Source organism: Streptosporangium sp. NPDC004379 (assembly GCF_042873875.1).
GTDB lineage: Bacteria > Actinomycetota > Actinomycetes > Streptosporangiales > Streptosporangiaceae > Streptosporangium.
Window position 1 is genome coordinate 115,246 of the sequence record NZ_JBIAMC010000017.1, and the last position, 25,314, is coordinate 140,559.

Annotated in this window: 24 protein-coding genes; 7 read left to right on the plus strand and 17 right to left on the minus strand. The window is 72.1% G+C overall.

Annotation, left to right across the window (positions count from 1 at the left end; genetic code table 11):
• Positions 1 to 26 precede the first annotated feature (26 nt).
• A complete protein-coding gene (locus tag ACFYSC_RS29980) occupies positions 27 to 671 on the plus strand; it encodes a TetR/AcrR family transcriptional regulator (protein ID WP_389968340.1) in 645 nt (214 codons plus the stop codon).
• 125 nt (positions 672 to 796) lie between these two features.
• Here ACFYSC_RS29980 and ACFYSC_RS29985 read toward each other — a convergent pair whose 3' ends face one another.
• Positions 797 to 1,054, minus strand: coding sequence for a helix-turn-helix domain-containing protein (locus tag ACFYSC_RS29985; RefSeq protein ID WP_389968342.1), 258 nt, complete (start codon positions 1,052 to 1,054; stop codon positions 797 to 799).
• Between the two features lie 565 nt (positions 1,055 to 1,619).
• On the opposite strand from ACFYSC_RS29985, the gene ACFYSC_RS29990 reads away from it, so the two are divergent.
• A complete protein-coding gene (locus ACFYSC_RS29990) occupies positions 1,620 to 2,663 on the plus strand; it encodes a DUF2776 family protein (protein ID WP_389968344.1) in 1,044 nt (347 codons plus the stop codon).
• 157 nt (positions 2,664 to 2,820) lie between these two features.
• Here the strand turns inward: ACFYSC_RS29990 and ACFYSC_RS29995 are convergent, their stop codons facing one another.
• Positions 2,821 to 3,411, minus strand: a complete 591-nt coding sequence (locus tag ACFYSC_RS29995; protein ID WP_389968346.1) for a DinB family protein — start codon at positions 3,409 to 3,411, stop codon at positions 2,821 to 2,823.
• Positions 3,412 to 3,486: 75 nt separating this feature from the next.
• Here ACFYSC_RS29995 and ACFYSC_RS30000 point away from each other — a divergent pair, with 75 nt between their 5' ends.
• Positions 3,487 to 3,852: a DUF488 domain-containing protein gene (locus ACFYSC_RS30000; protein WP_389968348.1), complete on the plus strand. Its 366-nt coding sequence runs from the start codon at positions 3,487 to 3,489 to the stop codon at positions 3,850 to 3,852.
• An 88-nt stretch (positions 3,853 to 3,940) separates the two neighbouring features.
• The gene (locus tag ACFYSC_RS30005; RefSeq protein WP_362944160.1) at positions 3,941 to 4,321 is read left to right on the plus strand and encodes a VOC family protein; all 381 of its coding nucleotides are present in this window, start codon (positions 3,941 to 3,943) and stop codon (positions 4,319 to 4,321) included.
• Between the two features lie 55 nt (positions 4,322 to 4,376).
• Here the strand turns inward: ACFYSC_RS30005 and ACFYSC_RS30010 are convergent, their stop codons facing one another.
• The 3 genes from ACFYSC_RS30010 to ACFYSC_RS30020 form a co-directional block, all read right to left on the minus strand.
• Positions 4,377 to 5,378, minus strand: a complete 1,002-nt coding sequence (locus ACFYSC_RS30010; protein ID WP_389968351.1) for a zinc-dependent alcohol dehydrogenase family protein — start codon at positions 5,376 to 5,378, stop codon at positions 4,377 to 4,379.
• Between the two features lie 285 nt (positions 5,379 to 5,663).
• Positions 5,664 to 7,355, minus strand: coding sequence for an FAD-dependent monooxygenase (locus tag ACFYSC_RS30015; RefSeq protein WP_389968353.1), 1,692 nt, complete (start codon positions 7,353 to 7,355; stop codon positions 5,664 to 5,666).
• Positions 7,356 to 7,729: 374 nt separating this feature from the next.
• A complete protein-coding gene (locus ACFYSC_RS30020; protein ID WP_389968355.1) occupies positions 7,730 to 8,473 on the minus strand; it encodes a TetR family transcriptional regulator in 744 nt (247 codons plus the stop codon).
• Positions 8,474 to 8,768: 295 nt separating this feature from the next.
• Between ACFYSC_RS30020 and ACFYSC_RS30025 the strand changes: the two genes are divergently transcribed.
• The 3 genes from ACFYSC_RS30025 to ACFYSC_RS30035 all read left to right on the plus strand — a co-directional run bounded on the left by ACFYSC_RS30025 (position 8,769) and on the right by ACFYSC_RS30035 (position 11,612).
• A complete protein-coding gene (locus ACFYSC_RS30025; protein ID WP_389968357.1) occupies positions 8,769 to 9,269 on the plus strand; it encodes a hypothetical protein in 501 nt (166 codons plus the stop codon).
• 178 nt (positions 9,270 to 9,447) lie between these two features.
• Positions 9,448 to 10,740 carry a sensor histidine kinase gene (locus tag ACFYSC_RS30030; protein WP_389968359.1) on the plus strand — a complete coding sequence of 431 codons (1,293 nt, stop codon included), beginning with the start codon at positions 9,448 to 9,450 and terminating at the stop codon, positions 10,738 to 10,740.
• The gene (locus ACFYSC_RS30035; protein WP_389968361.1) at positions 10,737 to 11,612 is read left to right on the plus strand and encodes a response regulator; all 876 of its coding nucleotides are present in this window, start codon (positions 10,737 to 10,739) and stop codon (positions 11,610 to 11,612) included. The genes ACFYSC_RS30030 and ACFYSC_RS30035 overlap by 4 nt, the downstream gene beginning before the upstream one ends.
• 128 nt (positions 11,613 to 11,740) lie before the next feature.
• Here ACFYSC_RS30035 and ACFYSC_RS30040 read toward each other — a convergent pair whose 3' ends face one another.
• The 12 genes from ACFYSC_RS30040 to uvrA form a co-directional block, all read right to left on the minus strand.
• Positions 11,741 to 12,088, minus strand: coding sequence for an RNA polymerase-binding protein RbpA (locus ACFYSC_RS30040; RefSeq protein ID WP_179827933.1), 348 nt, complete (start codon positions 12,086 to 12,088; stop codon positions 11,741 to 11,743).
• 101 nt (positions 12,089 to 12,189) lie between these two features.
• Positions 12,190 to 12,420: a preprotein translocase subunit SecG gene (gene secG / locus ACFYSC_RS30045; protein ID WP_179827931.1), complete on the minus strand. Its 231-nt coding sequence runs from the start codon at positions 12,418 to 12,420 to the stop codon at positions 12,190 to 12,192.
• 133 nt (positions 12,421 to 12,553) lie between these two features.
• Positions 12,554 to 13,339: a triose-phosphate isomerase gene (tpiA, locus tag ACFYSC_RS30050; protein ID WP_389968364.1), complete on the minus strand. Its 786-nt coding sequence runs from the start codon at positions 13,337 to 13,339 to the stop codon at positions 12,554 to 12,556.
• 100 nt (positions 13,340 to 13,439) lie between these two features.
• Entirely contained in the window at positions 13,440 to 14,633 is a 1,194-nt protein-coding gene (locus ACFYSC_RS30055; RefSeq protein WP_389968366.1) for a phosphoglycerate kinase, read from the minus strand.
• Entirely contained in the window at positions 14,633 to 15,637 is a 1,005-nt protein-coding gene (gene gap, locus ACFYSC_RS30060) for a type I glyceraldehyde-3-phosphate dehydrogenase (protein ID WP_362944188.1), read from the minus strand. The genes ACFYSC_RS30055 and gap overlap by 1 nt, the downstream gene beginning before the upstream one ends.
• A 241-nt stretch (positions 15,638 to 15,878) precedes the next feature.
• Positions 15,879 to 16,862, minus strand: coding sequence for a DNA-binding protein WhiA (whiA, locus tag ACFYSC_RS30065; RefSeq protein ID WP_389968368.1), 984 nt, complete (start codon positions 16,860 to 16,862; stop codon positions 15,879 to 15,881).
• Positions 16,863 to 16,952: 90 nt separating this feature from the next.
• The gene (gene yvcK / locus ACFYSC_RS30070) at positions 16,953 to 17,888 is read right to left on the minus strand and encodes a uridine diphosphate-N-acetylglucosamine-binding protein YvcK (protein ID WP_362944190.1); all 936 of its coding nucleotides are present in this window, start codon (positions 17,886 to 17,888) and stop codon (positions 16,953 to 16,955) included.
• Positions 17,885 to 18,859: an RNase adapter RapZ gene (gene rapZ / locus ACFYSC_RS30075; protein ID WP_362944192.1), complete on the minus strand. Its 975-nt coding sequence runs from the start codon at positions 18,857 to 18,859 to the stop codon at positions 17,885 to 17,887. Before rapZ ends, yvcK begins: the two co-directional genes overlap by 4 nt.
• Positions 18,856 to 20,898 (minus strand): excinuclease ABC subunit UvrC, encoded by a 2,043-nt coding sequence (uvrC, locus tag ACFYSC_RS30080; protein WP_389968371.1) that lies wholly within the window; start codon positions 20,896 to 20,898, stop codon positions 18,856 to 18,858. Before uvrC ends, rapZ begins: the two co-directional genes overlap by 4 nt.
• A gap of 105 nt (positions 20,899 to 21,003) precedes the next feature.
• Positions 21,004 to 21,447: a Rieske (2Fe-2S) protein gene (locus ACFYSC_RS30085; RefSeq protein ID WP_389968373.1), complete on the minus strand. Its 444-nt coding sequence runs from the start codon at positions 21,445 to 21,447 to the stop codon at positions 21,004 to 21,006.
• Positions 21,448 to 21,638: 191 nt separating this feature from the next.
• Positions 21,639 to 22,064, minus strand: a complete 426-nt coding sequence (locus tag ACFYSC_RS30090) for a Rieske (2Fe-2S) protein (protein WP_389968375.1) — start codon at positions 22,062 to 22,064, stop codon at positions 21,639 to 21,641.
• A 204-nt stretch (positions 22,065 to 22,268) separates the two neighbouring features.
• Positions 22,269 to 25,109, minus strand: a complete 2,841-nt coding sequence (gene uvrA, locus ACFYSC_RS30095; RefSeq protein WP_389968377.1) for an excinuclease ABC subunit UvrA — start codon at positions 25,107 to 25,109, stop codon at positions 22,269 to 22,271.
• Positions 25,110 to 25,314: the final 205 nt, after the last annotated feature.

The following is a 25,314-nucleotide window of genomic DNA, read 5'->3' on the forward strand; positions in this document are numbered from 1 at the left end:
AGCCACTCACCTCGTATGCTCGGTCCATGAACAGGGTCGTACCGACGTACCACCAGCGCGTCGCCCAGGAAAAGCGCGCGCTGATCGTGACGGCCGCGACCGCGCTGTTCCTCGAGTTGGGCTACGACCGGACATCGCTGGCGCGGATCGCAGAGCGCTCGGGTGTCTCGCGGGCCACCTTGTTCAAGCAATTTCCGAGCAAGGCCGCCCTGTTCGACGCCATCGTCACCGAGTCCTGGTCAACCGCCGACGAGGAGGATCCTCCGCCGGCGGGCAACGTCGTCGGCGGGCTCAGCGCCATCGGCCGCCGTTACGCCGAGCTGTTGAGCCGGCCCCAGATGACCGACCTGTTCCGGATCGTCATCGCCGAGCTGCCGCGGTTCCCGGAGCTGGCCCATGCGCAGTTCTCGCACGGGAAGATGCCCTACTTCGAGTCCGTCCGCAGCTACCTTCTGGCTGAGCACGAGGCGGGAACGGTGCGGGTCGAGGACGTGGACCTCGCAGCCACCCAGTTCCTAGGCATGATCTCCAATTACGTCTTCTGGCCGAAACTCCTGGTGCCGGGCTGGGAGGTGAGCGCCGAACGCGTCGCTCAGGTCGTCGACGAGGCCGTCCGCACCATCGCCGCCCGGTACGCCGCGACTGGGCCGGGGGCGTCCACCAACGACTGAGTCCCGCCGCCGCCAAAGGAGTTCGGCGTCCAGGCTTGCGCGGGACTCTCTGACCTGGATGGTGGTGCCGTACGGGTCCAGGCGGGCGGAGAAGCGGCGGAGGCGTTCGACCGAGCGGGCGGAGGTCAGGGCTCCGGCCAGCGGGACGCGCCCTCGATCCACCGCTCCGCCTCGGCCGGGTCCGCCCCGAACACCTTGGCCATCCGCGCCCGGTAGATCGGCCTGATCTCCTGCCGCCCCCGCTCCCAGCGGCTCCACGTCGTCGGCGACACCCACAGCGCCCGTGCGATCTGACTCTGGCTCATCCCCATCCGCTTGCGCGCCCGCACCAGCTCCGGACGCCCCGCGCCGCATCCCGGCCCCTCCATGGCCACCCCGATCACGCATGGCAACCGATACGGAACCCATTGTCAACACGACTGACGGGCGTCGGGTGTCGGCGACGGAAACGACCGGGAAACGACCACCCGGCGGCGTGATCCGCTCGCTGTACGGCGGCGGCCGTACCCGTGGGACGACCCGCGCAGCGAACGGCGACGACATCGGGGGGATCTCCCCCGCGCCGCTCCGGGTGCCGTCTCCTACTGGACGACGGTCACCGACGGCGACGGAGGACGCGCATGCCTTCATCCCCCTGCCGCCCCGCCGACCGGCCCGGAGCCCTCCTTCACGACGGGAGCGCCCGGTAAGGCGGTCGGCTTCGCCCTGCCCACCCACTCGGGCGAGCGCCTGACCGCGCCCCCCCACTTCACCTGGCCCGCCGTACGGTCCGGCTCCGGTTGAGCCCATGAAGCCGGGCAGACCACCCGGGGCCCGACCGTCCCCCGAAAGGGCGCCAAGGGCGAGTCTCCGCCTTAAAGCCCAGGTCAGCGGGTTACATTGGCGTGAAACGCGACAACGTCGGGCATCGCAGGGCAGGCCACACGACGGGGGCGGCTGGAGGGGTCCATGAACTTCGTGGTGAGTGTCCTGTTCCGCGCCATACCCCTGGTGTTCGGGGCGGTCTGTCTCGCGTACGGCCTCTACATCAGGAGCGGCGGCGCGGACGCCGGCCACTTCGTCGCGGGCTCCGTGAACATGGCGCTGGCCGCGATCTGCTACGCGCTCTTCACCACCGCCGCGACGATCATCCGCCAGTTGATCAACCGTTACAGCCTGTTCTGGCGCGTCGCACTGCCGTTGTCGGGTTACGTCGTCGCGCTCGTCACCATCGGCTGGGGCGTCGCCACCGTGCTCCGGGGTGACGCCGCCGAGTTCGTCGTCGGCGGCCACGTGATCTTCGGCATCGGCCTCATCGCCACCTGCGTCAGTACGGTGGCCACGGCCTCCACGGCCTTCGCCCTCATCCCGGTCAACGCCGCCGGCAGCCCGGAGGACGGTCCTCCGGAGGGCGCCTACCTGCGAGGGCTGGGCATGGTGCTCGTGGCGGTTCCGGTGGTCTGCGCCGTCGTGGGGTTCACCCTCGCCTTCGTCCTCTTCACCCGGGGAGGAAGCGCCGGCTACGTCGCCGGGCACGTCGTCTTCGGGCTGGCGGCGATATGCGCCAGCCTGACCGCCCTGGTGGCGAGCATCGTCCGCCAGGTCCGCAACACCTTCGGCGAAACCGAACGGTACCGGTGGAGCTGGCTGGTCATCGTCATGGGGACGATCAACCTCGTGCTGGGCCTGTACGTCCTGCTGGGCTCCGACAGGCCCTACCGCATCGCACCCGGTTTCATCCTGATCGGCCTCGCGCTGGTCTGCTTCAGCATCCTGTCCAAGGCGCTCCTGCTGGCCCTGGTGTGGCGCCGTTCCTTCCCCCTCGCCGACCGCATCCCCATCCTGCCGATCGTCACCGCACTGACCTGTCTTTTCCTCTCCGCCTTCCTGTTCGAGGCCGCCGTCACCGACTCGCAGTTCTTCGTCCCCGCGCGGGTGATGGTGGGACTGGGCGCGGTGTGCTTCACCCTCTTCTCCATCGTCTCGATCCTGGAGGCCGGGACGTCCGGCTGACCGGGCCCACCGCGCAGGCGGGACGCCGCCGACGGCGACGGCGTCCCGTGCGACCAGGCCGGTTCCCGCCTCGCCCGCCGTCCGCGTCCGGGAACCCGCGGGGGCGGTCCGCCCCCGCGGGTCTCATCCCAGAGGACGCCCCGGCCGGATCGCCCCGTCAGGCACGGCCGGCCTCGCGTGCCAAGTCCTCCAGCCGGGCGCGGTAGCCCTCCCACCACGACCGGTCGCCCGGCGGCAGGTTCCCGGCGTCCTGCCGCAGTCCGGCGGCCCCGTCGATGAGCTCCCGGACGATGTCGGCGTGCCCGGCGTGCCGGTCGGTCTCGGCGATCATATGGATCAGGATCCGGTGCAGGGTCACCTCGTCACGGCCCTCCGGCCACCACGGCACCCGGCCGGTCGCGTCCAGCTCCAGCGCCTCGATCGTCGCGTCCGAATGCGCCTGCACCCGGTGGTACAGCGCGATGATCTCGTCGCGCGACTCCTCCGCGGTCGCCCACATGTCCGCGTTGGCCTCGGCCTCGTCCTCCATCCAGGGCAGCGGTTCGGGGAACGGCCTGCCGAAGACGTCACCGAAGTACCCGGCCTCGGTGCCGGCCACATGTTTGATCAATCCGAGGAGATTGGTCCCGGTGGGGGTCATCGGCCGGCGGATGTCGTACTCCGCCAGTCCGTCGAGCTTCCAGACCAGGGCCTCACGGGCGATCTTCAGGTAACGATGGAGATCCGACTTCGGATCCGATGCAGTCATGCCGGACATCCTGCCACCCGATGCCGCGAACCGGTCCGCCGCTTCCGCGGCACGCCATCCGGGTAGATCCCGGGGATGAGGGACATCATCGTCAGGCGGGTGTACGACGGCGGGCCGTTCGAGGGGACGGCGTTCCTGGTGGACGGCATGTGGCCGCGCGGTGTGCGCAAGGACGAGCTGGAGCGGGTCCGCTGGGTCCGTGACCTCGCGCCCTCGGCGGAGCTGCGGCGCTGGTTCGGGCACCGCCCCGAGCGGTTCGCGGAGTTCCGCCGCCGCTACCGCGAGGAGCTGGACGGCGAGGCGGACACCGTCCAGCCTCTGCTGGAGGCCGCGCGCGGGGGGAAGGTCACGCTGCTGTACGCGGCCAGGGACACCGAGCACAACAACGCCGTGGTGCTGCGGGAGTATCTGCGCGACCGGCTCGCCGGGCCGGACGGCTGACCCTCTCGGACGTCCCCGAAGCCGGCGGCCGCATCGCCGTCGCACGGGTGTCGGCACCGGCCGGAGACCCAACCGGTACGGTGCGGACATGCATCGAAGCCGCGTATACGCCGTTCTGATCGACGCCCCCGAGGCCGAGGCCGCCGACGCCGCGGCCTTCTGGTCCGCCGCGCTCGGCGTGCGGACCGAGCTCATCCCCTCCGAGCCGCAGTTCGTCACGCTGCACGAGGCCCTGCCCGGACTGGTCACCGCCGTCCAGTCGGTCGACGACGCGCCCCGCTTCCACCTGGACATCGAGACCGACGACGTCGAGGCCGAGACCGCGCGTCTGGTCGGGCTCGGCGCCGAGCAGGTGTCACGGTGGCAGGAGTGCCGCGTGCTGCGGGTGCCCGGCGGGCACCTGGTCTGCGTCCTGCCCGTGGAGAGCGACCGGGAGCTCTTCGAGTCCCAGGCCAAGGTCTGGCCCTGATCCCGCCTCCCCGGCCACGGGGCCGGTCTGCGGGCCGGCGGAGGACCTGCGGAGGTCAGTGCGCGACGGTGACCACGATCTTGCCGACCTGGGCGTTCGACTCCAGGTACCGGTGCGCTTCGACGATCTCGCCCAGGTCGAAGGTGCGGTCCACCACCGGCCGGAACGCACCCGAACGCAGCCCGGAGGTCACGAACGCGGCCGCCCGGCGCAGCCGTTCCGGCCGGCTCGCCGTCTCGATCATGGTGTAGGTGCGCATGTTCAGCGCGGGCATGCCGAGGTCGATGCCCGGATAGGGGGTCGGCTCGCCGCTCAGCGCGCCGTACACCAGGAGTGTGCCCTCGTCGGCGACCATCCGGGCCAGGTCCCGCACGCCGGGACCGGCGACGGCGTCGAAGACGAACTCGGCGCCCCGGCCGCCGGTCGCCGTCAGCACCCGCTCGGCCACGTCCTCCGACCCGGTGACGATCACCTCCACCGCGCCCTCCTTCAGCAGCGCCTCCTTCTTGGCGGCGGTGCGGGTGAGGGCGATGGGTGTGGCGCCGACGCGGCCGGCGACGTGGATGGCGGCCAGCCCCACGCTGCTGGAGGCCGCGTTCAGCACGACCGTGTCCCCCGCACGCATCCCCCCGGCCTCCACCAGCGCGCCGTAGGCCGTCAGGTACGGCATCCACACCGCCGCGCCCTCGACGGCGCCGAGTCCTTCGGGGCGGTGCAGCACCGAAGCCGCGGGCACGATCGCCCGTTCGGCGTAGACCCCGTGGTCGTTCTGCGAGAACCCGGGCACGGTGCTGACCGGCTGTCCGGGCCGGAACCCCTCGACGCCCTCGCCGACCGCCTCGACCACGCCCGCGGCCTCGGTGCCCAGCCGGGCGGGGAACCGCTTCACCGGCTCGATGTAGTGGCCGGTGCGGAACAGCACCTCGGCCCGGTTCAGGCCGATCGCGTCCACGCGGATCCGGACCTCGCCCGGACCCGGCTCGCCGATCTCCACGTCCTCCAGCCTCATCACCTCGGGGCCGCCGAGCTCGTGGAACAGCACCGCCTTCGCCATCATGTCGTTCTTCCTCCGTGAGAGACGATGATCGACTCAAACACGGAAGTACGATAGATGTCAAAATACGATGTTCGTCGTACTAAGAGGATCTGCGCCGAACGTATCCGCGGCGTCCCATCGCGTCCCATGGTGTTTTGTAGCGTCCGTGGCGGGCGGACGACCCCGCCCCGGGGTTCCCGATGCTCCCGGCGGACCGGACACGTCATACGGCGGGCGCCCCCTGCGGAAGCCCGCCGCACCGCGGGCGTCCCCTGCGGGAGCCCGCCGTACGGCGGGCACGACGGTTCAGGCGGGTACGGTCGCCGGCGCCCCGAACCACCGGGTCAGGGCGGCGCGGAGGTCCTCGCGCTCACCGGAGTCCGGACGGGGCGAGGACGAGGCCCAGGCGACGTAGCAGTCGGGCCGCAGCAGCAGGGCCGTGATCTCACCGGTCCCGCCCTCCCCGTTCGAGCCGTTCGAGCCGCCCGAGCCGTCCGGAGCACCCGAACCGCCCTGCGCACCGGGGGCGCTCGGGCCCAGCAGGCGCGCGGCGACCACCTTGACCCGGTCGTCCCATCCGGCCGGTTCCCCGGAGAGGGACGCGTCCCCGGTCAGGTCGAGCAGCAGCGGCCGGGCGTCCGCGGTCAGCTCGGCGAGCCGTACCGGACCGGTGCCGGTGTCGGTGTCGAGCGACAGGTCGGGCGCCCACCGGCCCACCAGGGGATGGGCGTCGCCCCCGCCGATCGCGCCCTCGTCGTCCCCGTCGCCCGCGCCCATGTCGTAGCGGATGTCCGATCCGGCCATGGTGGCGGCGATGTGCCGGACGACGTTCCGGTCGCCCAGCAACTCGGTGAACAGCCGCCGCAGCGCGGTGACCTCCGCTCCCGGGGCGATGAGAGCGGACTGCGCCTGGCTGTGCATGACGACCCGCTCCGCCGCGGGTCGCCGTTCGGCCTCGTAGCTGTCCAGCAGGCCGGACGGGGCCCAGCCGTGGATCTCGGCGGCGAGCTTCCAGCCGAGGTTGACCACATCCTGCAGGCCCAGGTTGAGACCGGGACCACCGATCGCCGAGTGCACATGGGCCGCGTCACCGGCCAGCAGCACCCGGCCGTCCCGGAACCGGTCGGCCAGCCGGGTGTTTCCACCGGCCAGGCGGCGCATCACGTGCGGACCGGACCCCGTGGACGGGCCGAGGGGGAGATCGGCCCCGAGAACGCGGCGGACGCTCTCGCCCAGCTCCTCCAGGGTCAGCGGCGGCTGACCGTCGCCCCCGGCCGCGGCGGGCTCCCATTCCATGGTGCTCACCAGGGCCGGGCGGCCGGGGAAGGGCGCGAAGACGAACAACCCGTGTTCGGTGCGGTGGTGCATGAACGGCGGGACGAGTCCGTAGCCGGGCACGTTCAGCCCGCCGGTGGCCGGGTCCACCAGTTCCGGCGGCACGGTGACGGACGCGGTGCGGGAGACCGTGGAGTCCCGCGTCACGCCGGGGAAGCCGATCCCCGCCAGTTTCCGCGTCACGCTGCGCCCGCCGTCGGCCCCGACGAGATAGCGGGCCCTCAGCCGGTAGGGGCCGTCCGGACCGGTGACGTCGGCGACGACCTCCTCGGCGTCCTGCGACAGGCCGGTGAGCTCGTGCCCCCGGCGGATCTCGACGCCCAGCTCGGCGGCACGCTCCTCCAGGACCTGCTCGACGCGCTGCTGCGGCGTCCCCAGCATGTAGAGCGGGTTGTCGTCCAGCGTGCTCAGGTCGAGCGGCAGCGCGCCGAACACGAACCCCGGCACCGGCCGGGGCGGCTCGGCGCCACCGCCGAGCCGCCCGTACAGGCCCCGGCGGTCGAGCATCCGCACCACCTGGCCGACCAGGCCGTTGGCGCGGTTCTCGGTGGTGCGTGCGGGCAGCCGCTCCAGCACGATCGGCCGCACTCCGGCCAGGCTCAGCTCGCAGGCGAGCATCAGCCCGTTGGGGCCGGCTCCGGCGATGACCACGTCTGCGGACATGGCGGTTCCTCCTCGGTGGGATGGATGGGGACTCAGGCCCCGGAGGTTCGGAGCCCGATGAAGAGGGGGCGGAACATGGCGACACAATTCGTCACGGTATTTTCACGTACGGTGACAGCAGGCGGCCGTGACGGACCACCCGGGCGACGGCCGACGGAGGCACACGGGTACGGGGTTCGGCGGGGTGGGGATCCGGCGGAGACCCGGATCCGGTGGGACGAGCATCCCCGGCCGGACCCCGGAAACCAGGCATTCCGGACCGGACCCCGGAGACCGGACCTCCCGGCCCGGACTCTCTGGGACGGCATCGATCAGAGCCGGCGGATCCGGGAGAGCCGGAAGTTCGGCGGGACCGGAAGGCGGATGAACCGCTCTCAGGCCCGGGGGCCGGCGGTTTCCCCTCGACCGGGAACCGGCAGCCCCGCGGCGAGCTGGCCGAGCGCGTCGCGGAGTATCGGCCCGAACGGAACGGGCGGGTCGGCCCGCAGCCAGCGCTCCATGACCAGGCCGACGGCCGCGCCGACCGCGCCGGACACCAGCCGCGGGTACAGGTCGCGGACGGCGTCGGTGCCGGTGCGCTCGGCGATCGCCGCGGCCAGCTCCGCCTCGGCGGCCGCGTTCGCCTTGAACATCTCGCCCTGCAGCGAGGGTTCGCTGATCATCAGCTGGACTCCGGCGATCCACCGCCGGTCGGGTGCCCGTCTGCCGCCGGTCACCTCGTCGCCCGCGCCGCCGGACATGTCACCGGACGCGTCGACGCGCGTGCCACCGGCCGCGCCGCCGGACATGTCGGCGGGCATGTCGGCGGGCGAGAACTGGGTCTGTACCGCGTTGAGGATCGCCTCCCACAGCGGCTCGGACTCCGGCCGGGCGCGCAGTTCCTCCGCGATCCGGCGTGCGCGGTCGAGGTGGCGGGCGGCGATCGCCTCACCCTTGCTGGAGAAATAGTTGTTGAAGGTGCGGGGGGACACCCCGACCTCGGCGGCGATGTCCTCCACCCGGACGGCGTCCAGCCCGCGCTCCACGACCAGGCGGATGGCCGCCCAGCTCAGCGCGGCACGGGTCTCCTGTTTCTTGCGCTCCCGAAGTCCCGGCCGCTCGGGTTTCCCGGTGTCCATGGGACCACCGTACACATACTTGCGGATTACGAAAAGATGCGTGCCGCGAAATTTTTTCGCCGTATGGCCCGAACCGCGTCGCACGGGCCATTCAGCCCGGCAGCCCGGTACGGGGACACGGACCATCGCCCCGATGCGAGGGCGCAGACCGCCGCCCCGGCGCGGGGACGCGGATCACCGCCCGGTGCGGGAATCGCGGACGGCGATCCGCCGACACTCCACCCACGGGTGGAGATCGAATCTCTCCACCCCGGCGCCGATCCGCCCCGGCGCGCGTTTCCCTACCGTCTTCCCCGTGAACTCGCTCACTCCGACGAACCCGCTGAGCACGGCGGCCGTCATCGTCCTCGTCATCGCCTTCGTGCTCTACCGGCAGATGATGACCCGGGTCGCCACCCGGACCGGCCTCCTCTGGCTCGCCCTGTTCATGATGGTGGCCGGCGCCGCCTCCGGCGGGCTCGTGGACCCTCGTCGTCTGCCGCTCAGCCTGCTCCTGCTGGCCGTGGATGTCGCCTGCGCGGTGGCCTTCGGTGTCCTGCGCGCCTCGACCGTCCGGGTCTGGCGGGACGGGAAGGGGACGCCCTGGTCCAAGGGCACCCGATGGACCCTGCTGGGCTGGCTGGCCTCCGCCGTCGCGCGCGTCGCGCTGCTCGGCGCCGGCCACGCCCTCGGGCTCGCGTCGGCGCCCACGGCCATCCTGTTCTTCATGGGCGTGACCATCGGCGTCCAGTCCCTCCTCGTCGCCCGCCGAGCCCGCGCCCTGCCCCCGCACCTCACCGCCCCGGCGCACGCGTGACCGCTCCCCGCACCGTACGGCGCTCCGTACCGGGCTCCGTATGCCGCCGCCCACCGCTGGGGCGTCGCCGTACGGCCCGCACCGCCGGACGCCGTCCGGCGCCCGGAGGCCCCGCGCGGCGGAACGCCGGAAACGGCCCGGTACGGAGGGAGGCCGAGCCCACGGGTATCTTCGGGACATGCCCGGAATCCGGTGGCAGGCCGCGGTCCTGCTGCGGGTCGCGGTGGTCGCGACGTTCGCCGCGTTCGCCGTCGTCCAGGTGGTCCGGGACCAGACCGCCGCCCCCGGCCACCGCCTCACGGTCGCGGCACTGGCGCTGGCCGTCGCCGGATGCCTGGCCGCCGCTCCCCCGCCGGGCTCGGCCCGCCGGGAGAAGCCCCCGGTCACGGTCCTCGGGATCCCGGTCAGGCTCGGCACCGCCGTGATCGCCTCGATCGGCCTCCTCGTTCTCTCTCCCGACGGCGGCCTGGCCGTCGCGGCCCTGCTCTTCACCGTCGGGGCGGCGGCCTTCCGCCATCCGCCGCACCGGGCCGTGCCGGTGGGGCTGCTCGCGCTGACCGGCCTGCTGCTGGCCGGGCTGGCCGGCCGTTCCTGGGAACAGGAGCTGCCCCTGGCCGTCAACGTCTGCGTGATCCTCCTCATCGCCTACGCGGTCCGGCAGCGCAGGGCGACCCGGGCCGCCGAGGCACGCGAGGCGGTGCTCGCCGAGCGGGCGCGGATCGCCAGGGAGATCCACGACGTGCTGGCCCACTCCCTGTCCGCGCAGATCGTGCACCTGGAGGGCGCGCGCCTGCTGTTGCGGGCCGAGCGGCACACCGAAGCACTGGAACGGGTGGAGCACGCCGGGCAGCTCGCCAGGTCGGGACTGGAGGAGGCCCGCAGGGCCGTGTCGGCGCTGCGGGAGGACAGCCCGCCACTGCCGGCGGCGATCGAAGCCCTGACCGAGGAGTTCCGGGCCACGACCGGGCAGGCGTGCCCGCTGACGGTGACCGGCCCCGAACGGCGGCTGGCGCCCGAGACCGAGCTGGCGGTGGTCCGCACCGCCCAGGAGGCCCTCACCAACGTCGGCCGGCACGCTCCCGGGGCGCCGGCCACCGTACGGCTGGCCTTCGCCGGCGAGGTCTGCGAGCTGGAGGTGACCAACCCTTCGGGGAGCGGGCCGGGCACACCGGGAGGGGGGTACGGTCTCGTCGGGATGGCGGAGCGGGCCGAGCTGCTCGGTGGGGCGCTGGAGGCCGGGGAGACGGACGGGGGTTTCCGGGTGCGGCTGAGGCTCCCCGCGGCGGAACGACCCTCCGGCCGGTCCCCCGCCGAACGACGGTCCGGGCGGATCCGTGCGGCGGAACGGTCGGCCGGGCCGTCTCCCATGACGGAGCGGCCCGTTGGGGGATCTCCGGCGGCGGGGCGCCCTCCGGGCCTGATCCCCGCCGCGCGCCGGCCCGTCGAGCCACCGGAGGAGACCGCAGGATGACCGAGGCCGGGAGGGAGACGGGCGGCGCGCCCGTCCGGGTGCTGGTGGTCGACGACCAGACGGTCGTGCGTGAGGGGCTGACGCTGCTGCTGGGCCTGCTGCCCGGCATCGAGGTGGCCGGTTCCGCGGGCGACGGCGAAGCCGCCCTGCGGCTGGTCCGGGAGACACGGCCGGACGTGGTCCTGATGGACCTGCGGATGCCCCGGATGGACGGCGTCGAGGCCACCGGGCGGATCCGCGCCGCGTATCCGGACGTCCAGGTCGTCGTGCTGACCACCTACTCCGACGACGAGTCGGTGTTCGCCGCGCTGCGGGCCGGGGCCCGGGGCTTCCTCACCAAGAGCGCCGACGCCGAGGAGATCTCCCGGGCCGTCGCCGCAGTGACGCGGGGCGACGCCCAGCTCGACCCGGCCGTCCAGCGCCGCCTCCTGGACGCCATGCCCCCGGCTCCGCCGACCGGTCCGGCCCGGAGAGACCTGGAGGACGCCCGGCCGGACACTTCCCGGGACCACGCCGCCGTGCCGGACCCCGTACGAAACCGTGCCGCCGTGCCGGACCCCGTACGGAACCGCGTCTCCCGGCCGGACCCCGTACGGGACCGCGCCGCCGTGCCGGATCCCGGCCGGGAGCGCGCCGGGCGGACGGGTCCCGCCCGGGAGCGCGACGCCCTGCCCGACGGGCTGACCAGGCGGGAGGGTGAGGTCCTGCGGCTCATCGCCGAGGGCCGCTCCAACGCGGAGATCGCCGCGGCCCTGTTCATCAGCGAGGCCACGGTGAAGACGCACGTCAACAACCTCTTCGCCAAGATCGGGGCGCGCGACCGCGCCCAGGCCGTCGGCTACGCCTACCGCCGCGGCGTGGCCGGGACCTGAACCCCGGCATCCGTACGGCGGGGCCGGGACGCCTCACCCGCCGCCCGGCGTCCCCTGGTCATGGGAGACGCGGAGGGCCCCCGCGGAAGCTCTCCACGGGGGCCCCTCACATCCGCCGGATCAGCGGATCAGTACATCGGGCGGGAGGAGGAACGCAGCCGCTCCAGGGCCTCGGCCAGGATCTGGGCGCCGTCCTTGTCGCTGCGGCGCTCCTTGACGTACGCGAGGTGCGTCTTGTACGGCTCGTTGCGCGGCGGCGCGGGCGGGTTGCTCTCGTCCTGACCGGCCGGGAGGCCGCACCGCGGGCAGTCCCAGAACTCCGGTATGGGGGCGTCGCTGGCGAAGCTGGGGCGCGTCTCATGCATGTTCGCGCACCAGAACGGGACCCTCACACGGGGAGCCGCCTCGCCGCGCTCCGCCTCTCCCATCGGGCCGGCTCCGACACGGCTGCCACGGATCGCGTTGCCACTACCCACGGATGAACTCCTCGCTCGATGGCCCCCCGCCGCTCCGGGTGGGCGCGGGGGGCTGAACCACTGTCACGCTTGGCGAAAGCCAGGGCGTCTGAAAGCCCCGGTCAGGGCTTGAGAAGAAGGCCCAGCGCGATGATGCAGACGAACCAGACCACACCGGTGATGATGGTGAGCCGGTCAAGGTTGCGCTCGACCACGGAGGACCCTCCGAACGATGACGAGAAACCGCCACCGAACAGATCCGACAGACCCCCGCCCTTGCCCTTGTGAAGCAGGACGAGCAGGATCATCAGCAAGCTCGCCAGAATGAGGGCGATGGAGATTCCGATTGTCACCGTTGACCTGTTCCCTATTTACGCGCGGCCCGCGTCCGGGCACGACCCTTGTGTGACGCCTGAGGCGTGACGATTCAAACTTGCTCTAAGAGGGTACGACCTCATGTCAAGTCGTACCCCCCGAACGTCTCGGTCAGCCTGACATTTCACCAAAACGGCAGATTTTCACGAACTCCACCTGATCGAGGCTGGCGCCGCCGACCAGGGCGCCGTCCACGTCGGGCTGCGCCATGATGCCGAGGATGTTGTCGGCCTTGACCGACCCTCCGTAAAGGATACGGACGGCGGCGGCCACATCGGCGTCATACAGCTCGGCGAGTCGGGAGCGCAGCGCCCCGCAGACCTCCTGGGCGTCCTCCGGGGTGGCCACCTCGCCGGTGCCGATCGCCCACACCGGCTCATATGCCAGCACGATCGACGCGGCCTGCTCGGCGGTGACCTTGCGCAGCGCCCCGTCGAGCTGGGCGACGCTGTGGGCCACCTGGCCGCCGGCCCGGCGGACCTCGAGGTTCTCCCCCACGCACAGGATCGGCGTGAGCGAGTGCCGGTAGGCCGCGTGGACCTTGGCGTTGACCACGTCGTCGTCCTCGCGGTGGTACTGCCGCCGCTCCGAGTGCCCGATCACCACGAAGGTGCAGCCGAGCTTGGCGAGCATCGCCCCGGAGATCTCCCCGGTGTACGCGCCGCCGTCGTGCTCGGACAGGTCCTGCGCGCCGTACACCAGGCGCAGCTTGTCGCCGTCCACCAGGGTCTGCACGCTGCGCAGGTCGGTGAACGGCGGCAGGACCGCCACCTCGACCCGGTCGAGGTCCTTGTCGTTCAGCGCGAACGCCAGCTTCTGGGTGTGAGCGATGGCCTCCAGGTGGTTGAGGTTCATCTTCCAGTTGCCGGCGATGAGGGGCTTGCGTGCCGTGCTCATCTGTCACCCGCCGTTCCTCGTCCGCTTCGCGGAGCGCTACTCACGTTTCTGGCGTCGGAAGCGGGCGCGCCGGGACGGCGCGCCCGCTCACCGAGTCGGTTCACTCCCCGCTGTCCAGGGCGACGAGCCCGGGCAGGGTCTTGCCCTCAAGGTATTCGAGGCTGGCCCCGCCACCGGTGGAGATGTGCGAGAACCCGTCCTCGGGCAGCCCGAGCGTGCGCACGGCCGCGGCCGAGTCCCCGCCACCGACGACGGTGAACGCCTCCGAGGCGACCAACGCCTCGGCGACCGCGCGGGTTCCCCCGGAGAACGCCTCGAACTCGAAGACGCCCATCGGGCCGTTCCAGAACACCGTCCGGGCGTCGGCCAGCTTGCCCGCGAACAGCTCGCGGGTGCGCGGGCCGATGTCGAGGCCCTGGCGATCGGCCGGGATCGCGGTGGCGTCGACCACCTCGTACTCGGCGTCCTCGGCGAAGTCGACGGCCGCCAGCACGTCGACCGGCAGGACGAGCTCCACGCCGCGCTTGGCCGCCTCGTCGAGGAAGCCGCGCACGGTGTCGAGCTGGTCCTCCTGGAGCAGCGACTTCCCGACCTCGCGGCCCTGGGCGGCCAGGAAGGTGTAGGCCATGCCGCCGCCGATGAGGAGCCGGTCGACCTTGGTCAGGAGGTTGCCGATCACGCCGAGCTTGTCGGAGACCTTCGCGCCGCCGAGGATCACGACGTACGGCCGGGCCGGCTCCTCGGTCAGCTTCCGCAGGACCTCGACCTCGGCGAGCACGAGCCGGCCCGCCGCGTGCGGCAGCAGCTTCGGCACGTCGTAGACGCTGGCGTGCTTGCGGTGCACCGCGCCGAAGCCGTCTCCGACGTAGAGGTCGGCGAAGGCCGCGAGCCTCTCGGCGAACGCGGCGCGCTCGGCGTCGTCCTTGGACTCCTCGCCCCGCTCGAACCGCAGGTTCTCCAGCAGCGCCACCTGGCCGTCGCCGAGGCCCTCGACGACGGACCGGGCCGAGTCGCCCACCACGTCGGAGGCGAAGGCGACGTCGGCCCCCAGCAGCTCACCGAGGCGCCGGGCCACCGGCGCCAGGGAGTACTTCGGGTTCGGCTCGCCCTTGGGCCGGCCGAGGTGGGCGCAGACCACCACCCGGGCGCCCTTGTCGGCGAGCTCCCGGATCGTCGGGACGGAGGCGCGGATGCGGCCGTCGTCGGTGATGACGTCCCCGTCCAGGGGGACGTTGAGGTCGGCGCGTACCAGGACGCGCCGACCCTTCACATCGAATGCGGACAGGTCCTTCATCAGAGGTCTCGGCCGACCTTCTCGACGAGGTCGACGAGACGGTTGGAGTAACCCCACTCGTTGTCGTACCAGCCGACGACCTTGACCTGGTTGCCGATCACCTTGGTCAGGCCCGCGTCGAAGATGCACGACGACGGGTCGGTGACGATGTCGCTGGAGACGATCGGGTCCTCGGTGTAGGTCAGGTAGCCCTTGAGCGGGCCGTCGGCGGCGGCCTTGAGCGCGGCGTTGACCTCCTCGACGGTGGTCTCGCGGCCGACCTCGACGGTCAGGTCGGTGGCCGAGCCGGTGGGCACCGGCACGCGCAGCGCGTAACCGTCGAGCTTGCCCTTCAGCTCGGGCAGCACCAGGCCGATGGCCTTGGCGGCGCCGGTGGAGGTCGGCACGACGTTCAGGGCGGCGGCGCGGGCGCGGCGCAGGTCGCTGTGCGGGCCGTCCTGCAGGTTCTGGTCCTGCGTGTAGGCGTGGATGGTGGTCATCAGACCCTTCTCGATACCGAAGGTGTCGTTGATGACCTTGGCCATCGGGGCCAGGCAGTTGGTCGTGCAGGAGGCGTTGGAGATGATCGTGTGGCTGGCCGGGTCGTAGGTGTCGTCGTTGACGCCCATCACGACCGTGACGTCCTCGTTCTTGGCCGGAGCCGAGATGATGACCTTCTTGGCGCCGTTCTCGGCGTGCACCCGGGCCTTGTTGGCGTCGGTGAACAGGCCGGTGGACTCGACGACGACGTCCACACCCAGGTCGCCCCAGGGAAGCTTGGCCGGGTCGCGCTCGGCGAAGGCCTTGATGGCCTTGCCGTCCACGATGATCTCGTCGGCGGTGCTCTTCACCTCGTACGGCAGGCGGCCGAGGATGCTGTCGTACTTGAGCAGATGGGCGAGCGTGGCGTTGTCGGTCAGGTCGTTGACCGCAACGATCTCGATGTCCTTGCCGCTGGCAGCGACCGCACGCCAGAAGTTGCGGCCGATGCGGCCAAAGCCGTTGACGCCTACGCGGATGCTCACGGTACCGATCTCCTCGTACGTCGGTGCGCCGGCCCCGGGGACCGGCGGCGTGTGGCGGGCTGAAAACCTCAACACGAACCCTATAGGACCCAAATTGGTTTAGACCACTGGTGGGGTGGGGTGTGTTCGGCGCGCCCGTTGACCTGCCGCGATGCCCCTCACGACATTCGCGGCGCACCCCCGGCACACCGCGCTCCCCCGCGGCGCTCCCGGCGGCTCTCCCGCACCGCACCCCGCGTCGTCACGGCGCCAGCATGTCGACGGTGAGGTTGGCCTCGGTGTTGGGGACGCCGATGTCCTGGGCGCGCTTGTCGGCCATGGCGAGCAGGCGGCGGATGCGCCCGGCGATGGCGTCCTTGGTCAGCGGCGGGTCGGCGAGCTGGCCCAGCTCCTCCAGGGACGCCTGCTTGTGCTCCACCCGCAGCCGCCCGGCCACCACCAGGTGCTCCGGGGCCTCCTCACCGAGGATCTCCAGGGCCCGCTGGACCCGGGCTCCGGCCGCGACCGCGGCGCGGGCCGAGCGGCGCAGGTTGGCGTCGTCGAAGTTGGCCAGGCGGTTGGCCGTCGCCCGCACCTCGCGGCGCATCCGCCGGTCCTCCCACAGCAGCACGCTGTCGTGGGCGCCCAGCCGGGTCAGCAGAGCGCTGATCGCGTCGCCGTCACGGACCACCACCCGGTCGACGCCGCGCACCTCGCGCGCCTTGGCGTGGATCTTCAACCGGCGGGCGGAGCCGACCAGCGCGAGCGCCGCCTCGGGCCCGGGGCAGGTGACCTCCAGCGACATGGAACGGCCCGGCTCGGTGAGGGAGCCGTGCGCCAGGAACGCCCCGCGCCAGGCGGCCTCGGCGTCGCACGTCGCCCCCGCCACCACCTGCCTGGGCAGGCCGCGGACCGGGCGGCCGTGGTTGTCGATCAAGCCGGTCTGGCGGGCCAGCGCCTCACCGTCGCGGTACACCCGCACCACGTAGCGGGCGCCCTTGCGCAGTCCCGCCGGGGCGAGGACGAGCACCTCGGCCCGATGCCCGAACACCTCGGCGATGTCCTTGATGAGCCGCCGCGCCGTGACGTTGGTGTCCAGCTCGGCCTCGATCACGATCCGTCCGCCGACCAGGTGCAGGCCGCTCGCGAAGCGAAGGAGCGTCGACACCTCGGCCTTACGGCAGCACGGCTTCAGGACCGGCAGCCGGCTCAGCTCGTCCTTCACCACTCCTGTCATCGCCGCCATATCGTTCGTCCTCCCCCATCAGACCTCGTGCAGCCCGGAACAACCGGGCACACAGAAGTTTCTCGCACTCACGGGCACCGCTGACCAGGATCAACGCTTCCCACGGAAAATCTCGTCCAGGACGGAGGCAAGACGTTGCGCATCGTGCCGCGGAGAGCCGTCGGGGGACGCGACGTCGGCCAGCACCAGCCGCCCGCCGAGCCCGGCCGCGGCCTTCTCCAGCTCCTCGCGGTCGTCGGCCACCCCCGCGTCGGCGAGCACCACGTCGATCTCCAGGGCAGGCGCGTGCTGGCGGAGCACCTCCAGGTGCTTCTGGGGGGAGAACCCGTCGGTCTCACCGGGCTGCGGGGCGAGGTTCAGCGTGACCAGGCGGCGCGCCCGGGTGGTGTGCAGCGCCTCGGCCAGCTCGGGCACCTTCAGGTGGGGCAGCACGCTGGTGAACCACGACCCGGGGCCGAAGACCACCCAGTCGGCGTCCAGGACCGCCTGAACCGCCTCGGGACCGGCCGGGGGGTCGGCCGGGACCAGGGAGACGGCCCGGACCCTGCCGGGGGTGAGGGCGCAGGCCACCTGCCCGCGCACGGTGCTCACCACACCGTCCAGCTCGACCTCCGCGACGATGTCGAGCGGCACCGACGACATCGGCAGCACCCGGCCGTGCGCGCCGAGCAGCCGCCCGACCCAGTCGAGGCCGGCGACCGTGTCACCGAGCCGCTCCCACAGCGCCACGATCAGCAGGTTCCCGAGGGCGTGCCCGTGCAGCTCGCCCTCGCTGCGGAAACGGTGCTGGACGACCTCGCTCCAGGTGCGGCCCCACTCGTCGTCGCCGCACAGGGCGGCCAGCGCCATCCGCAGGTCACCCGGGGGCAGCACCCCCAGCTCACGGCGGAGCCGCCCACTCGACCCGCCGTCGTCGGCCACCGTGACCACGGCCGTGAGCCGGGAGGTGACCCGGCGCAGCGCCGACAGCGAGGCGTACAGCCCGTGGCCGCCGCCCAGCGCGACGACCTTGAGATCCTCGGTCACTCCCGGCCCGCATCCCGGTGGCTCACCTGGACGTCCAGGCCGCCGCGGTCACGCAGCCGGGCTCCGATCTGCTCGGCCATGGCGACGCTGCGGTGCTTGCCGCCGGTGCAGCCCACCGCGAGCGTGGCGTAGCTCTTGCCCTCGCGGGTGTAGCCGGCCGCGATGATGCCGACCACCTCCTCGTAGGCGTCGAGCAGTTCCTTGGCGCCCGGCTGGCCGAGGACGTAGTCGCGCACCGCGGGGTCCAGGCCGTTCATCGGGCGCAGCTCGGGCACCCAGTGCGGGTTGGGCAGGAACCGGCAGTCGACGACCAGGTCGGCGTCGACCGGCAGGCCGTACTTGTAGCCGAAGGAGACGACGTTGACCCGCAGGCCCGGACGGTCATCGCCGCCGAAGAAGGCGACGATCTTGCCGCGCAGCTCGTGGACGTTGAGGTTGGAGGTGTCGATGACCAGGTCGGCGTTGGCCCGCACCTCCCGCAGGATGCCCCGCTCGCGGGCGATCCCGTCGACCAGCCGGCCGTCCCCCTGAAGGGGGTGCGGGCGGCGGACGTTCTCGAACCTGCGCACCAGTTCCTCGTCGCTGGCCTCCAGGAACACCACCCGTACGGCGACGCCCCGCCCGTCGAGCTCCCCGATCGCGGCGTTGAGGTCGGTGGTGAAGGCCAGGCTGCGCACGTCGACCACGGCCGCCACCTTGTCGGCGGCCAGCTTGACCCGGCCGGCCTCCTCGGCCATGGCGAACAGCAGCCCGGGCGGCAGGTTGTCGATGACGAACCAGCCCAGGTCCTCCAGGGCCTTGGCCGCGGTGCTCCGCCCCGCCCCGGACATGCCGGTGACGATGACGAACGCGGTCTGGCCGCCGGCCGCCCGGCGCTGATCCGGCCGTCCGCCGTCCGTGCCCTGCGCCTCACCCGCGCCGCGGTCCACGCCCGCGGTCGGCTCGTCGTTCGGGGCCTGTTCCTCGCTCATGATGTCTCATCCTTCAACGCCGACACGATCGTCTCGGCCGTGGCGGGGCCGATCCCGGGAACCTCGCAGATCTGGGCGGCGGTCGCCTCCCGAAGCCGCTTCACCGATCCGAAGTGCTTGATCAGGGCCTGCCTGCGGGCCGGCCCGAGCCCCGGTACCCCGTCCAGGGCGCTTTCCCTGACGCTCCTGGACCGCTTGGAACGATGGTAGGTGATGGCGAAGCGGTGGGCCTCGTCGCGCACCCGCTGCAGCAGGTAAAGGGCCTCGCTCGTGCGGGGGAGGATCACCGGCAGCTCCTCGTCCGGGAGCCAGACCTCCTCCAGCCGCTTGGCCAGGCCGCAGACCGCCACGTCGTCCACGCCCAGCTCGTCCAGCGCGCGCCGGGCCGCGGCGGCCTGGGCCGGGCCGCCGTCCACGACGACGAGGTTGGGCGGGTAGGCGAACCTGCGCGGCCTGCCGGTCTCGGGGTCGATGCCCGGCTCGGCGCCCGCCTGGGGTTCACCGCCCGGCCCGGCGCCCGCCTCGGCACCGGGCTCCCCGGCGCCTGTTTCGGGGCCGACGCCCGGCCTGGCACCCGCCTGAGGTTCCAGGCCCGGCCCGGCATCCGCCTCGACGTCGAGCTCCCCGGTGGCCGAGCGCTCCTCCAGGTAACGCTTGAACCGCCGCGAGATCACCTCGTGGATCGAGGCGACGTCTCCCCCGGTGGTGCGGACGGAGAACCTGCGGTACTCGCTCTTGCGGGCCAGGCCGTCCTCGAAGACCACCATGGAGGCCACCACGTCGGTGCCCTGCATGTGGGAGACGTCGTAGCACTCGATGCGCAGCGGCGCCTGGTCGAGGCCGAGTGCGTCGGCGACCTCCTGCAGCGCCCTGCTGCGCGACGTCAGGTCGCTCGCCCGCTTGAGCTTGTGCTGCCGGAGCGCCTCCGCCGCGTTGCGCTCGACGGTCGTCATCAGGTCCTTCTTGTCGCCGCGCTGCGGGACGCGGATCTCCACCCGGCCGCCGCGGTGCTCGCCGAGCAGCTCGGCGATCGCGTCGGCGTCCGGCGGCGGGGCCGGCACCAGCACCTCGCGGGGGACCGACTCGGCGGCCGCGTCGCCGTAGATCTGCAGCAGGAACCGTTCGACCAGCTCGCCGGGGCCGGTCTCCTCGACCTTGTCCACCACCCAGCCGCGCTGGCCCCTGATACGGCCGCCACGGACGTAGAAGACCTGGACGGCCGCCTCCAGCGGGTCCTCGGCCAGCGCGATCACGTCGCAGTCGGTGTTGTCGCCCAGCACGACGGCCTGCTTCTCCATGGCCCGCCGCAGGGCCTGGATGTCGTCGCGCAGCCGGGCGGCCCGCTCGTACTCCTGCTCGGCGGCGGCCCTGGCCATCTCGCGCTCCAGCCGCCTGACGAACCGGCCGGTGTTGCCCGCCATGAAGTCGCAGAAGTCCTCGGCCAGGGCCCGGTGGTCCTCGGGGCTGATCCGGCCCACGCAGGGCGCCGAGCACTTGTCGATGTAGCCCAGCAGGCAGGGCCGGCCGACCTGCCCGGCCCGGCGGAACACCCCGGCCGAGCAGCTCCGCATCGGGAACACCCGCAGCAGCAGGTCGACCGTCTCGCGGATCGCCCAGACATGGGAGTAGGGGCCGAAGTAGCGGGTGCCCTTGCGCTTGGCCCCCCGCAGGACCTGCACGCGGGGGAACTCCTCCCCCACGGTGACCGCGAGGTAGGGGTAGGACTTGTCGTCGCGGTACTTGACGTTGAACCGCGGGTCGTACTCCTTGATCCAGGAGTATTCGAGCTGGAGCGCCTCCACCTCGGTGCCGACGACCGTCCAGTCGACACCGGCGGCCGTGGTGAGCATGGTCTGGGTGCGCGGGTGCAGCCCGGCGAAGTCGGCGAAGTAGGAGTTCAGCCGCTGGCGGAGGTTCTTGGCCTTGCCGACGTAGATCACCCGGTCGTCGGGGTCCCTGAACCGGTAGACGCCGGGGGACTCGGGGATCGACCCCGGACTCGGCCGGAAGCTCGCCGGACCGCCTGCAGATCTCGCCACACCAAGAGCCTATCGGCCCGCGCCGACAGGTTTCCTTCCCGCGAGCCCTCCCCGGACCGGGGCTCCCGGGCCGGGCCCGGGAGCCCCGAAGGAGGCCCCGGGGGCTCAGGTGAGGACGATCGAGTCGCCCTCGACCTTCACCTCCTTGGCCTCAAGGGGCTTCGTGGCCGGGCCCTGCTTCACGGACCCGTCGGCGATGGCGAACCTGCTGCCGTGGCACGGGCAGTTGATCGTGCCGTCGGAGACGCTCTGCACCTGACATCCCTTGTGGGTGCAGACGGAGCTGAACGCCTTGAACTCCCCCGCCGCGGGCTGGGTGACCACGACCTTGCGGTCCTCGAAGACGGTGCCGCCGCCCACCGGGATGTCGGCCGTCTTGGCCAGGGTCCCCTGGCCCTGCTGCGTGTCGGCGTCGGCCGACCCGGCCGCCGACGGCTCCCCGACCTCGGCGGTCGTCTGCCCGCCGTCCCCGCCGCAGGCGGTCAGCACCGCCGCCACCCCGGCGCCCCCGGCTCCCAGCAGCATTGCGCGGCGTGTCGCGTCCGTCATCGTCACTCTCCCCAGATCGTCGTCGGGTGCGAACTCCCCGATGCGGATCAGCATGCCGTACCCGGCGTCAAAAATCTGTGAAGCTTCAACTTCTGCCGCGCTCCGCACCGGCGCGGCGACGGGCCGGGGGCCGCCGGGCCCCGGCGGTGCGGGAGGGGGACGCCACGACCGGTCGCCCGGCGCACCGCGGATCAGACGAGGACGATGCCGCCGCCCTCGACCTTCAGCGGGAACTCCGCGAGCGGGGCCTCCGCCGGGCCCTGGAGGAGCTTGCCGGAGTCGGCGGCGAACTCGCTGCCGTGGCAGGGGCACCTGATGACGCCGTCCGCGACGCCGCCGACCGCGCAGCCCCGGTGCGGGCAGCTCGCGCTGAACGCCTTGAACACCCCGGAGGAGGGCTGGGTGATCAGGACCTTCCACTTGGAGATGACGAGGCCGCCACCCACGGGGACGTCGGAGGTCTGCGCGACCACCTTGCCCTTGACGCCGGGCGGCACGATCGCCGGGCCGGGATCCCCCGAGGCGCATCCGGCGAGCGCCGCCCCGCAGGCCGCCACCGCCGTGGCACCGATGACGTGCCTGCGCGTGGGCATGGCGGAACCTTCACTGCTGCTCATCTGAGGCCCTTCCTCGTCTTCCCCGTACCGGAGGCCGCGGACCGTACCGGGGCGGCCCGTCGGGGGTGGTCCGCCGGGGGTGGTCCGCCGGGGGCCGGCCTGTGCCGCCGGTCACGACCGCCGGCCCGCGCACGCGGGCCGCGCCGGGACCGGACCCCCGCACCAAAAGGCTATTGATGCCGGGGTCCGGTCCCGCATCCGGCCTCAGGCGCCGAGGATCTTCCGCAGGAAGCGGCCGGTGTGGCTGTCCTCCACCAGCGCGACCTCCTCGGGTGTGCCGGTGGCCACCACGGTGCCGCCCCGCGAACCGCCCTCGGGTCCCATGTCGATCACCCAGTCGGCGGTCTTGATGACGTCGAGGTTGTGCTCGATGACGATGACCGTGTTGCCGCCGTCGACGAGCTTGCCGAGCACGCCCAGCAGCCGCCGGATGTCCTCGAAGTGCAGGCCGGTGGTCGGCTCGTCCAGCACGTAGACCGTCCGGCCGGTGGAGCGGCGCTGCAGCTCCGAGGCGAGCTTCACGCGCTGCGCCTCGCCTCCGGACAGGGTCGTGGCCGGCTGTCCGAGCCGGACGTAGCCCAGGCCGACGTCGTTGAGCGTCTTGAGGTACCGCTTGATCGAGGGGATGGAGTCGAAGAACTCCAGCGCCTCCTCGATGGGCATGTCGAGCACCTCGGAGATGGTCTTGCCCTTGTAGTGGACCTCCAGGGTCTCCCGGTTGTACCGCGCGCCGTGGCAGACCTCGCACGGCACGTAGACGTCCGGCAGGAAGTTCATCTCGATCTTGATCGTGCCGTCGCCCGAGCACGCCTCGCAGCGGCCGCCCTTGACGTTGAAGCTGAACCGGCCCTTCTGGTATCCCCGGACCTTCGCCTCGGTGGTCTGCGCGAACAGGTCGCGCACCTTGTCGAAGACGCCGGTGTAGGTCGCCGGGTTGGAGCGCGGGGTGCGGCCGATGGGCGACTGGTCGACGTGGACCACCTTGTCGACGAGGTCCATCCCGTTGATCCGCGAGTGGCGGCCGGGGACGGTGCGCGCGCCGTTGAGCTCCTTGGCCAGGGCGTTGTAGAGGATGTCGTTGACCATCGTCGACTTGCCCGAGCCGGAGACGCCGGTGACGGCGGTGAACACGCCCAGCGGGAACTCCACGTCCACGCCCTTGAGGTTGTGCTCGCGGGCCCCCTTGACGGTGAGCTGGCGCTTCCTGTCGCGCTTGCGGCGCGCCGCCGGGACCGTGATGGCCTTGCGGCCGGACAGGTAGGCGCCGGTCAGCGACTCCTCGCTGGCCAGCAGCTCCGGCACCGTGCCGGAGACGACGACCTGGCCGCCGTGCTCGCCGGCGCCGGGGCCGATGTCCACCACCCAGTCGGCCGCGGCGATGGTGTCCTCGTCGTGCTCGACCACGATGAGGGTGTTTCCCATGTCCCGGAGCCGGATCAGGGTCTCCAGCAGCCGCTGGTTGTCGCGCTGGTGCAGCCCGATGGACGGCTCGTCCAGCACGTACAGGACGCCGACCAGGCCGGAGCCGATCTGGGTGGCCAGGCGGATGCGCTGGGCCTCGCCGCCGGCCAGAGTGCCGGCCGCGCGGTCCATGGTGAGGTAGTCCAGGCCCACGTCGAGCAGGAAGCCCATCCGGGCGTTGATCTCCTTGACCACCCGCTCGGCGATGTGCATGTCGCGCTCGGACAGCTCCAGGCGGGCCAGGAACGCCGCGCAGTCGGCGATCGACATCGCCGACACCTCGGCGATCGAGCGGTCGTTCACCGTGACGGCCAGCGAGACGGGCTTGAGCCGGGCGCCCTTGCACGCGGGGCAGGGGATCTCCCGCATGTAGCCTTCGAACTTCTCCCGCATGCCGTCGCTCTCGGCTTCGGCGTGGCGGCGCTGCACCCAGGGGATCGCGCCTTCGAAGGTGGTGTAGTAGGAACGCTCGCGGCCGTAGCGGTTGCGGTAGCGGACGTGGACCTGCTCGTCGTAGCCGTTCAGCAGGGCCTTCTGCGCCTTGCGCGGGAGGCGCTCCCAGGGGGTGTCGAGCTTGAAGCCCATAGCCAGGCCGAGCGCCTCCACCAGGCGGACGAAGTAGTCGCTGGTGTGCCCGCCGGCCCAGGGCGAGATCGCGCCCTCGGCCAGGGTCCTCTCCGGGTCGGGCACGACGAGGTCGGGGTCGACCTCCATCCGCACCCCGAGGCCGGTGCACTCCGGGCAGGCGCCGAAGGGCGAGTTGAAGGAGAACGAGCGGGGCTCCAGCTCCTCGAACGACAGATCGTCGTAGGGGCAGTAGAGGTGCTCGGAGTAGAAGCGCTCGCGGTTCGGGTCGTCCTCGGGGAGGTCGACGAACTCCAGCGTGATGGTGCCGCCCGACAGCTGCAGGGCCGTCTCGACCGAGCCGGTGAGGCGGCTGCGTGAGCCCTCCTTCACCGCGAGCCGGTCGACGATCACCTCGATGTCGTGCTTCTCCTGCTTCTTCAGCGTCGGCGGCTCGTCCAGCCGGACGACCGTGCCGTCGACCCTGGCGCGGGCGAAGCCCTTGGTCTGGAGCTGGCTGAACAGCTCGGCGTACTCGCCCTTGCGGCCGCGGACGACCGGGGCCAGCACCTGGAAGCGGGTGCCCTCGGGCAGCTCCATCACCCGGTCGACGATCTGCTCGGGGCTCTGTCTGGCGATGGGACGCCCGCAGCTCGGGCAGTGCGGCTTGCCCACCCGCGCCCACAGCAGCCGCAGGTAGTCGTAGACCTCGGTGATCGTGCCGACCGTCGAGCGGGGGTTGCGGCTCGTCGACTTCTGGTCGATCGACACCGCGGGCGACAGGCCCTCGATGAAGTCGACGTCGGGCTTGTCCATCTGCCCGAGGAACTGGCGGGCGTAGGCCGACAGCGATTCGACATAGCGACGCTGGCCCTCGGCGAAGATGGTGTCGAAGGCCAGGCTGGACTTGCCCGAGCCGGACAGTCCGGTGAAGACGATCAGAGAGTCTCGCGGCAGGTCCAGCGAGACGTCCTTGAGGTTGTGTTCACGTGCGCCACGCACGATGAGGCGGTCAGCCACAGCAGTCCCGACGTCGATGTGGAAGGTTTCAGAAGCGGTCGCGGGAAGACTAGCGACGGGGTCCGACAATTTCGCGGAGCGTCGTGCGGGGGATGAGGTTTCCCGTCCGCTTCAAGGTTACGGCCTTCCCGCGGGCCGTACGGCCGCCCGATGGACGACCGGGAAGACACGGTCGTCCATACCCTGGCCCGGCGGCCCGCCCAGG

Bases quoted from the DNA above. Each gene is read 5' to 3' on its own strand.
- ACFYSC_RS30055 (WP_389968366.1), bottom strand. From the start codon at position 14,633: ATGAAGGACCTGTCCGCATTCGATGTGAAGGGTCGGCGCGTCCTGGTA.
- tpiA (WP_389968364.1), bottom strand. From the start codon at position 13,339: ATGAGCACGGCACGCAAGCCCCTCATCGCCGGCAACTGGAAGATGAAC.
- ACFYSC_RS30090 (WP_389968375.1), bottom strand. From the start codon at position 22,064: ATGAGCAGCAGTGAAGGTTCCGCCATGCCCACGCGCAGGCACGTCATC.
- ACFYSC_RS30030 (WP_389968359.1), top strand. From the start codon at position 9,448: ATGCCCGGAATCCGGTGGCAGGCCGCGGTCCTGCTGCGGGTCGCGGTG.
- ACFYSC_RS30005 (WP_362944160.1), top strand. From the start codon at position 3,941: ATGCATCGAAGCCGCGTATACGCCGTTCTGATCGACGCCCCCGAGGCC.
- ACFYSC_RS30020 (WP_389968355.1), bottom strand. From the start codon at position 8,473: ATGGACACCGGGAAACCCGAGCGGCCGGGACTTCGGGAGCGCAAGAAA.
- ACFYSC_RS30000 (WP_389968348.1), top strand. From the start codon at position 3,487: ATGAGGGACATCATCGTCAGGCGGGTGTACGACGGCGGGCCGTTCGAG.
- ACFYSC_RS30085 (WP_389968373.1), bottom strand. From the start codon at position 21,447: ATGACGGACGCGACACGCCGCGCAATGCTGCTGGGAGCCGGGGGCGCC.
- whiA (WP_389968368.1), bottom strand. From the start codon at position 16,862: ATGGCGGCGATGACAGGAGTGGTGAAGGACGAGCTGAGCCGGCTGCCG.
- ACFYSC_RS30010 (WP_389968351.1), bottom strand. From the start codon at position 5,378: ATGATGGCGAAGGCGGTGCTGTTCCACGAGCTCGGCGGCCCCGAGGTG.
- ACFYSC_RS30015 (WP_389968353.1), bottom strand. From the start codon at position 7,355: ATGTCCGCAGACGTGGTCATCGCCGGAGCCGGCCCCAACGGGCTGATG.
- ACFYSC_RS29980 (WP_389968340.1), top strand. From the start codon at position 27: ATGAACAGGGTCGTACCGACGTACCACCAGCGCGTCGCCCAGGAAAAG.
- rapZ (WP_362944192.1), bottom strand. From the start codon at position 18,859: ATGAGCGAGGAACAGGCCCCGAACGACGAGCCGACCGCGGGCGTGGAC.
- ACFYSC_RS29990 (WP_389968344.1), top strand. From the start codon at position 1,620: ATGAACTTCGTGGTGAGTGTCCTGTTCCGCGCCATACCCCTGGTGTTC.
- ACFYSC_RS29995 (WP_389968346.1), bottom strand. From the start codon at position 3,411: ATGACTGCATCGGATCCGAAGTCGGATCTCCATCGTTACCTGAAGATC.
- ACFYSC_RS30035 (WP_389968361.1), top strand. From the start codon at position 10,737: ATGACCGAGGCCGGGAGGGAGACGGGCGGCGCGCCCGTCCGGGTGCTG.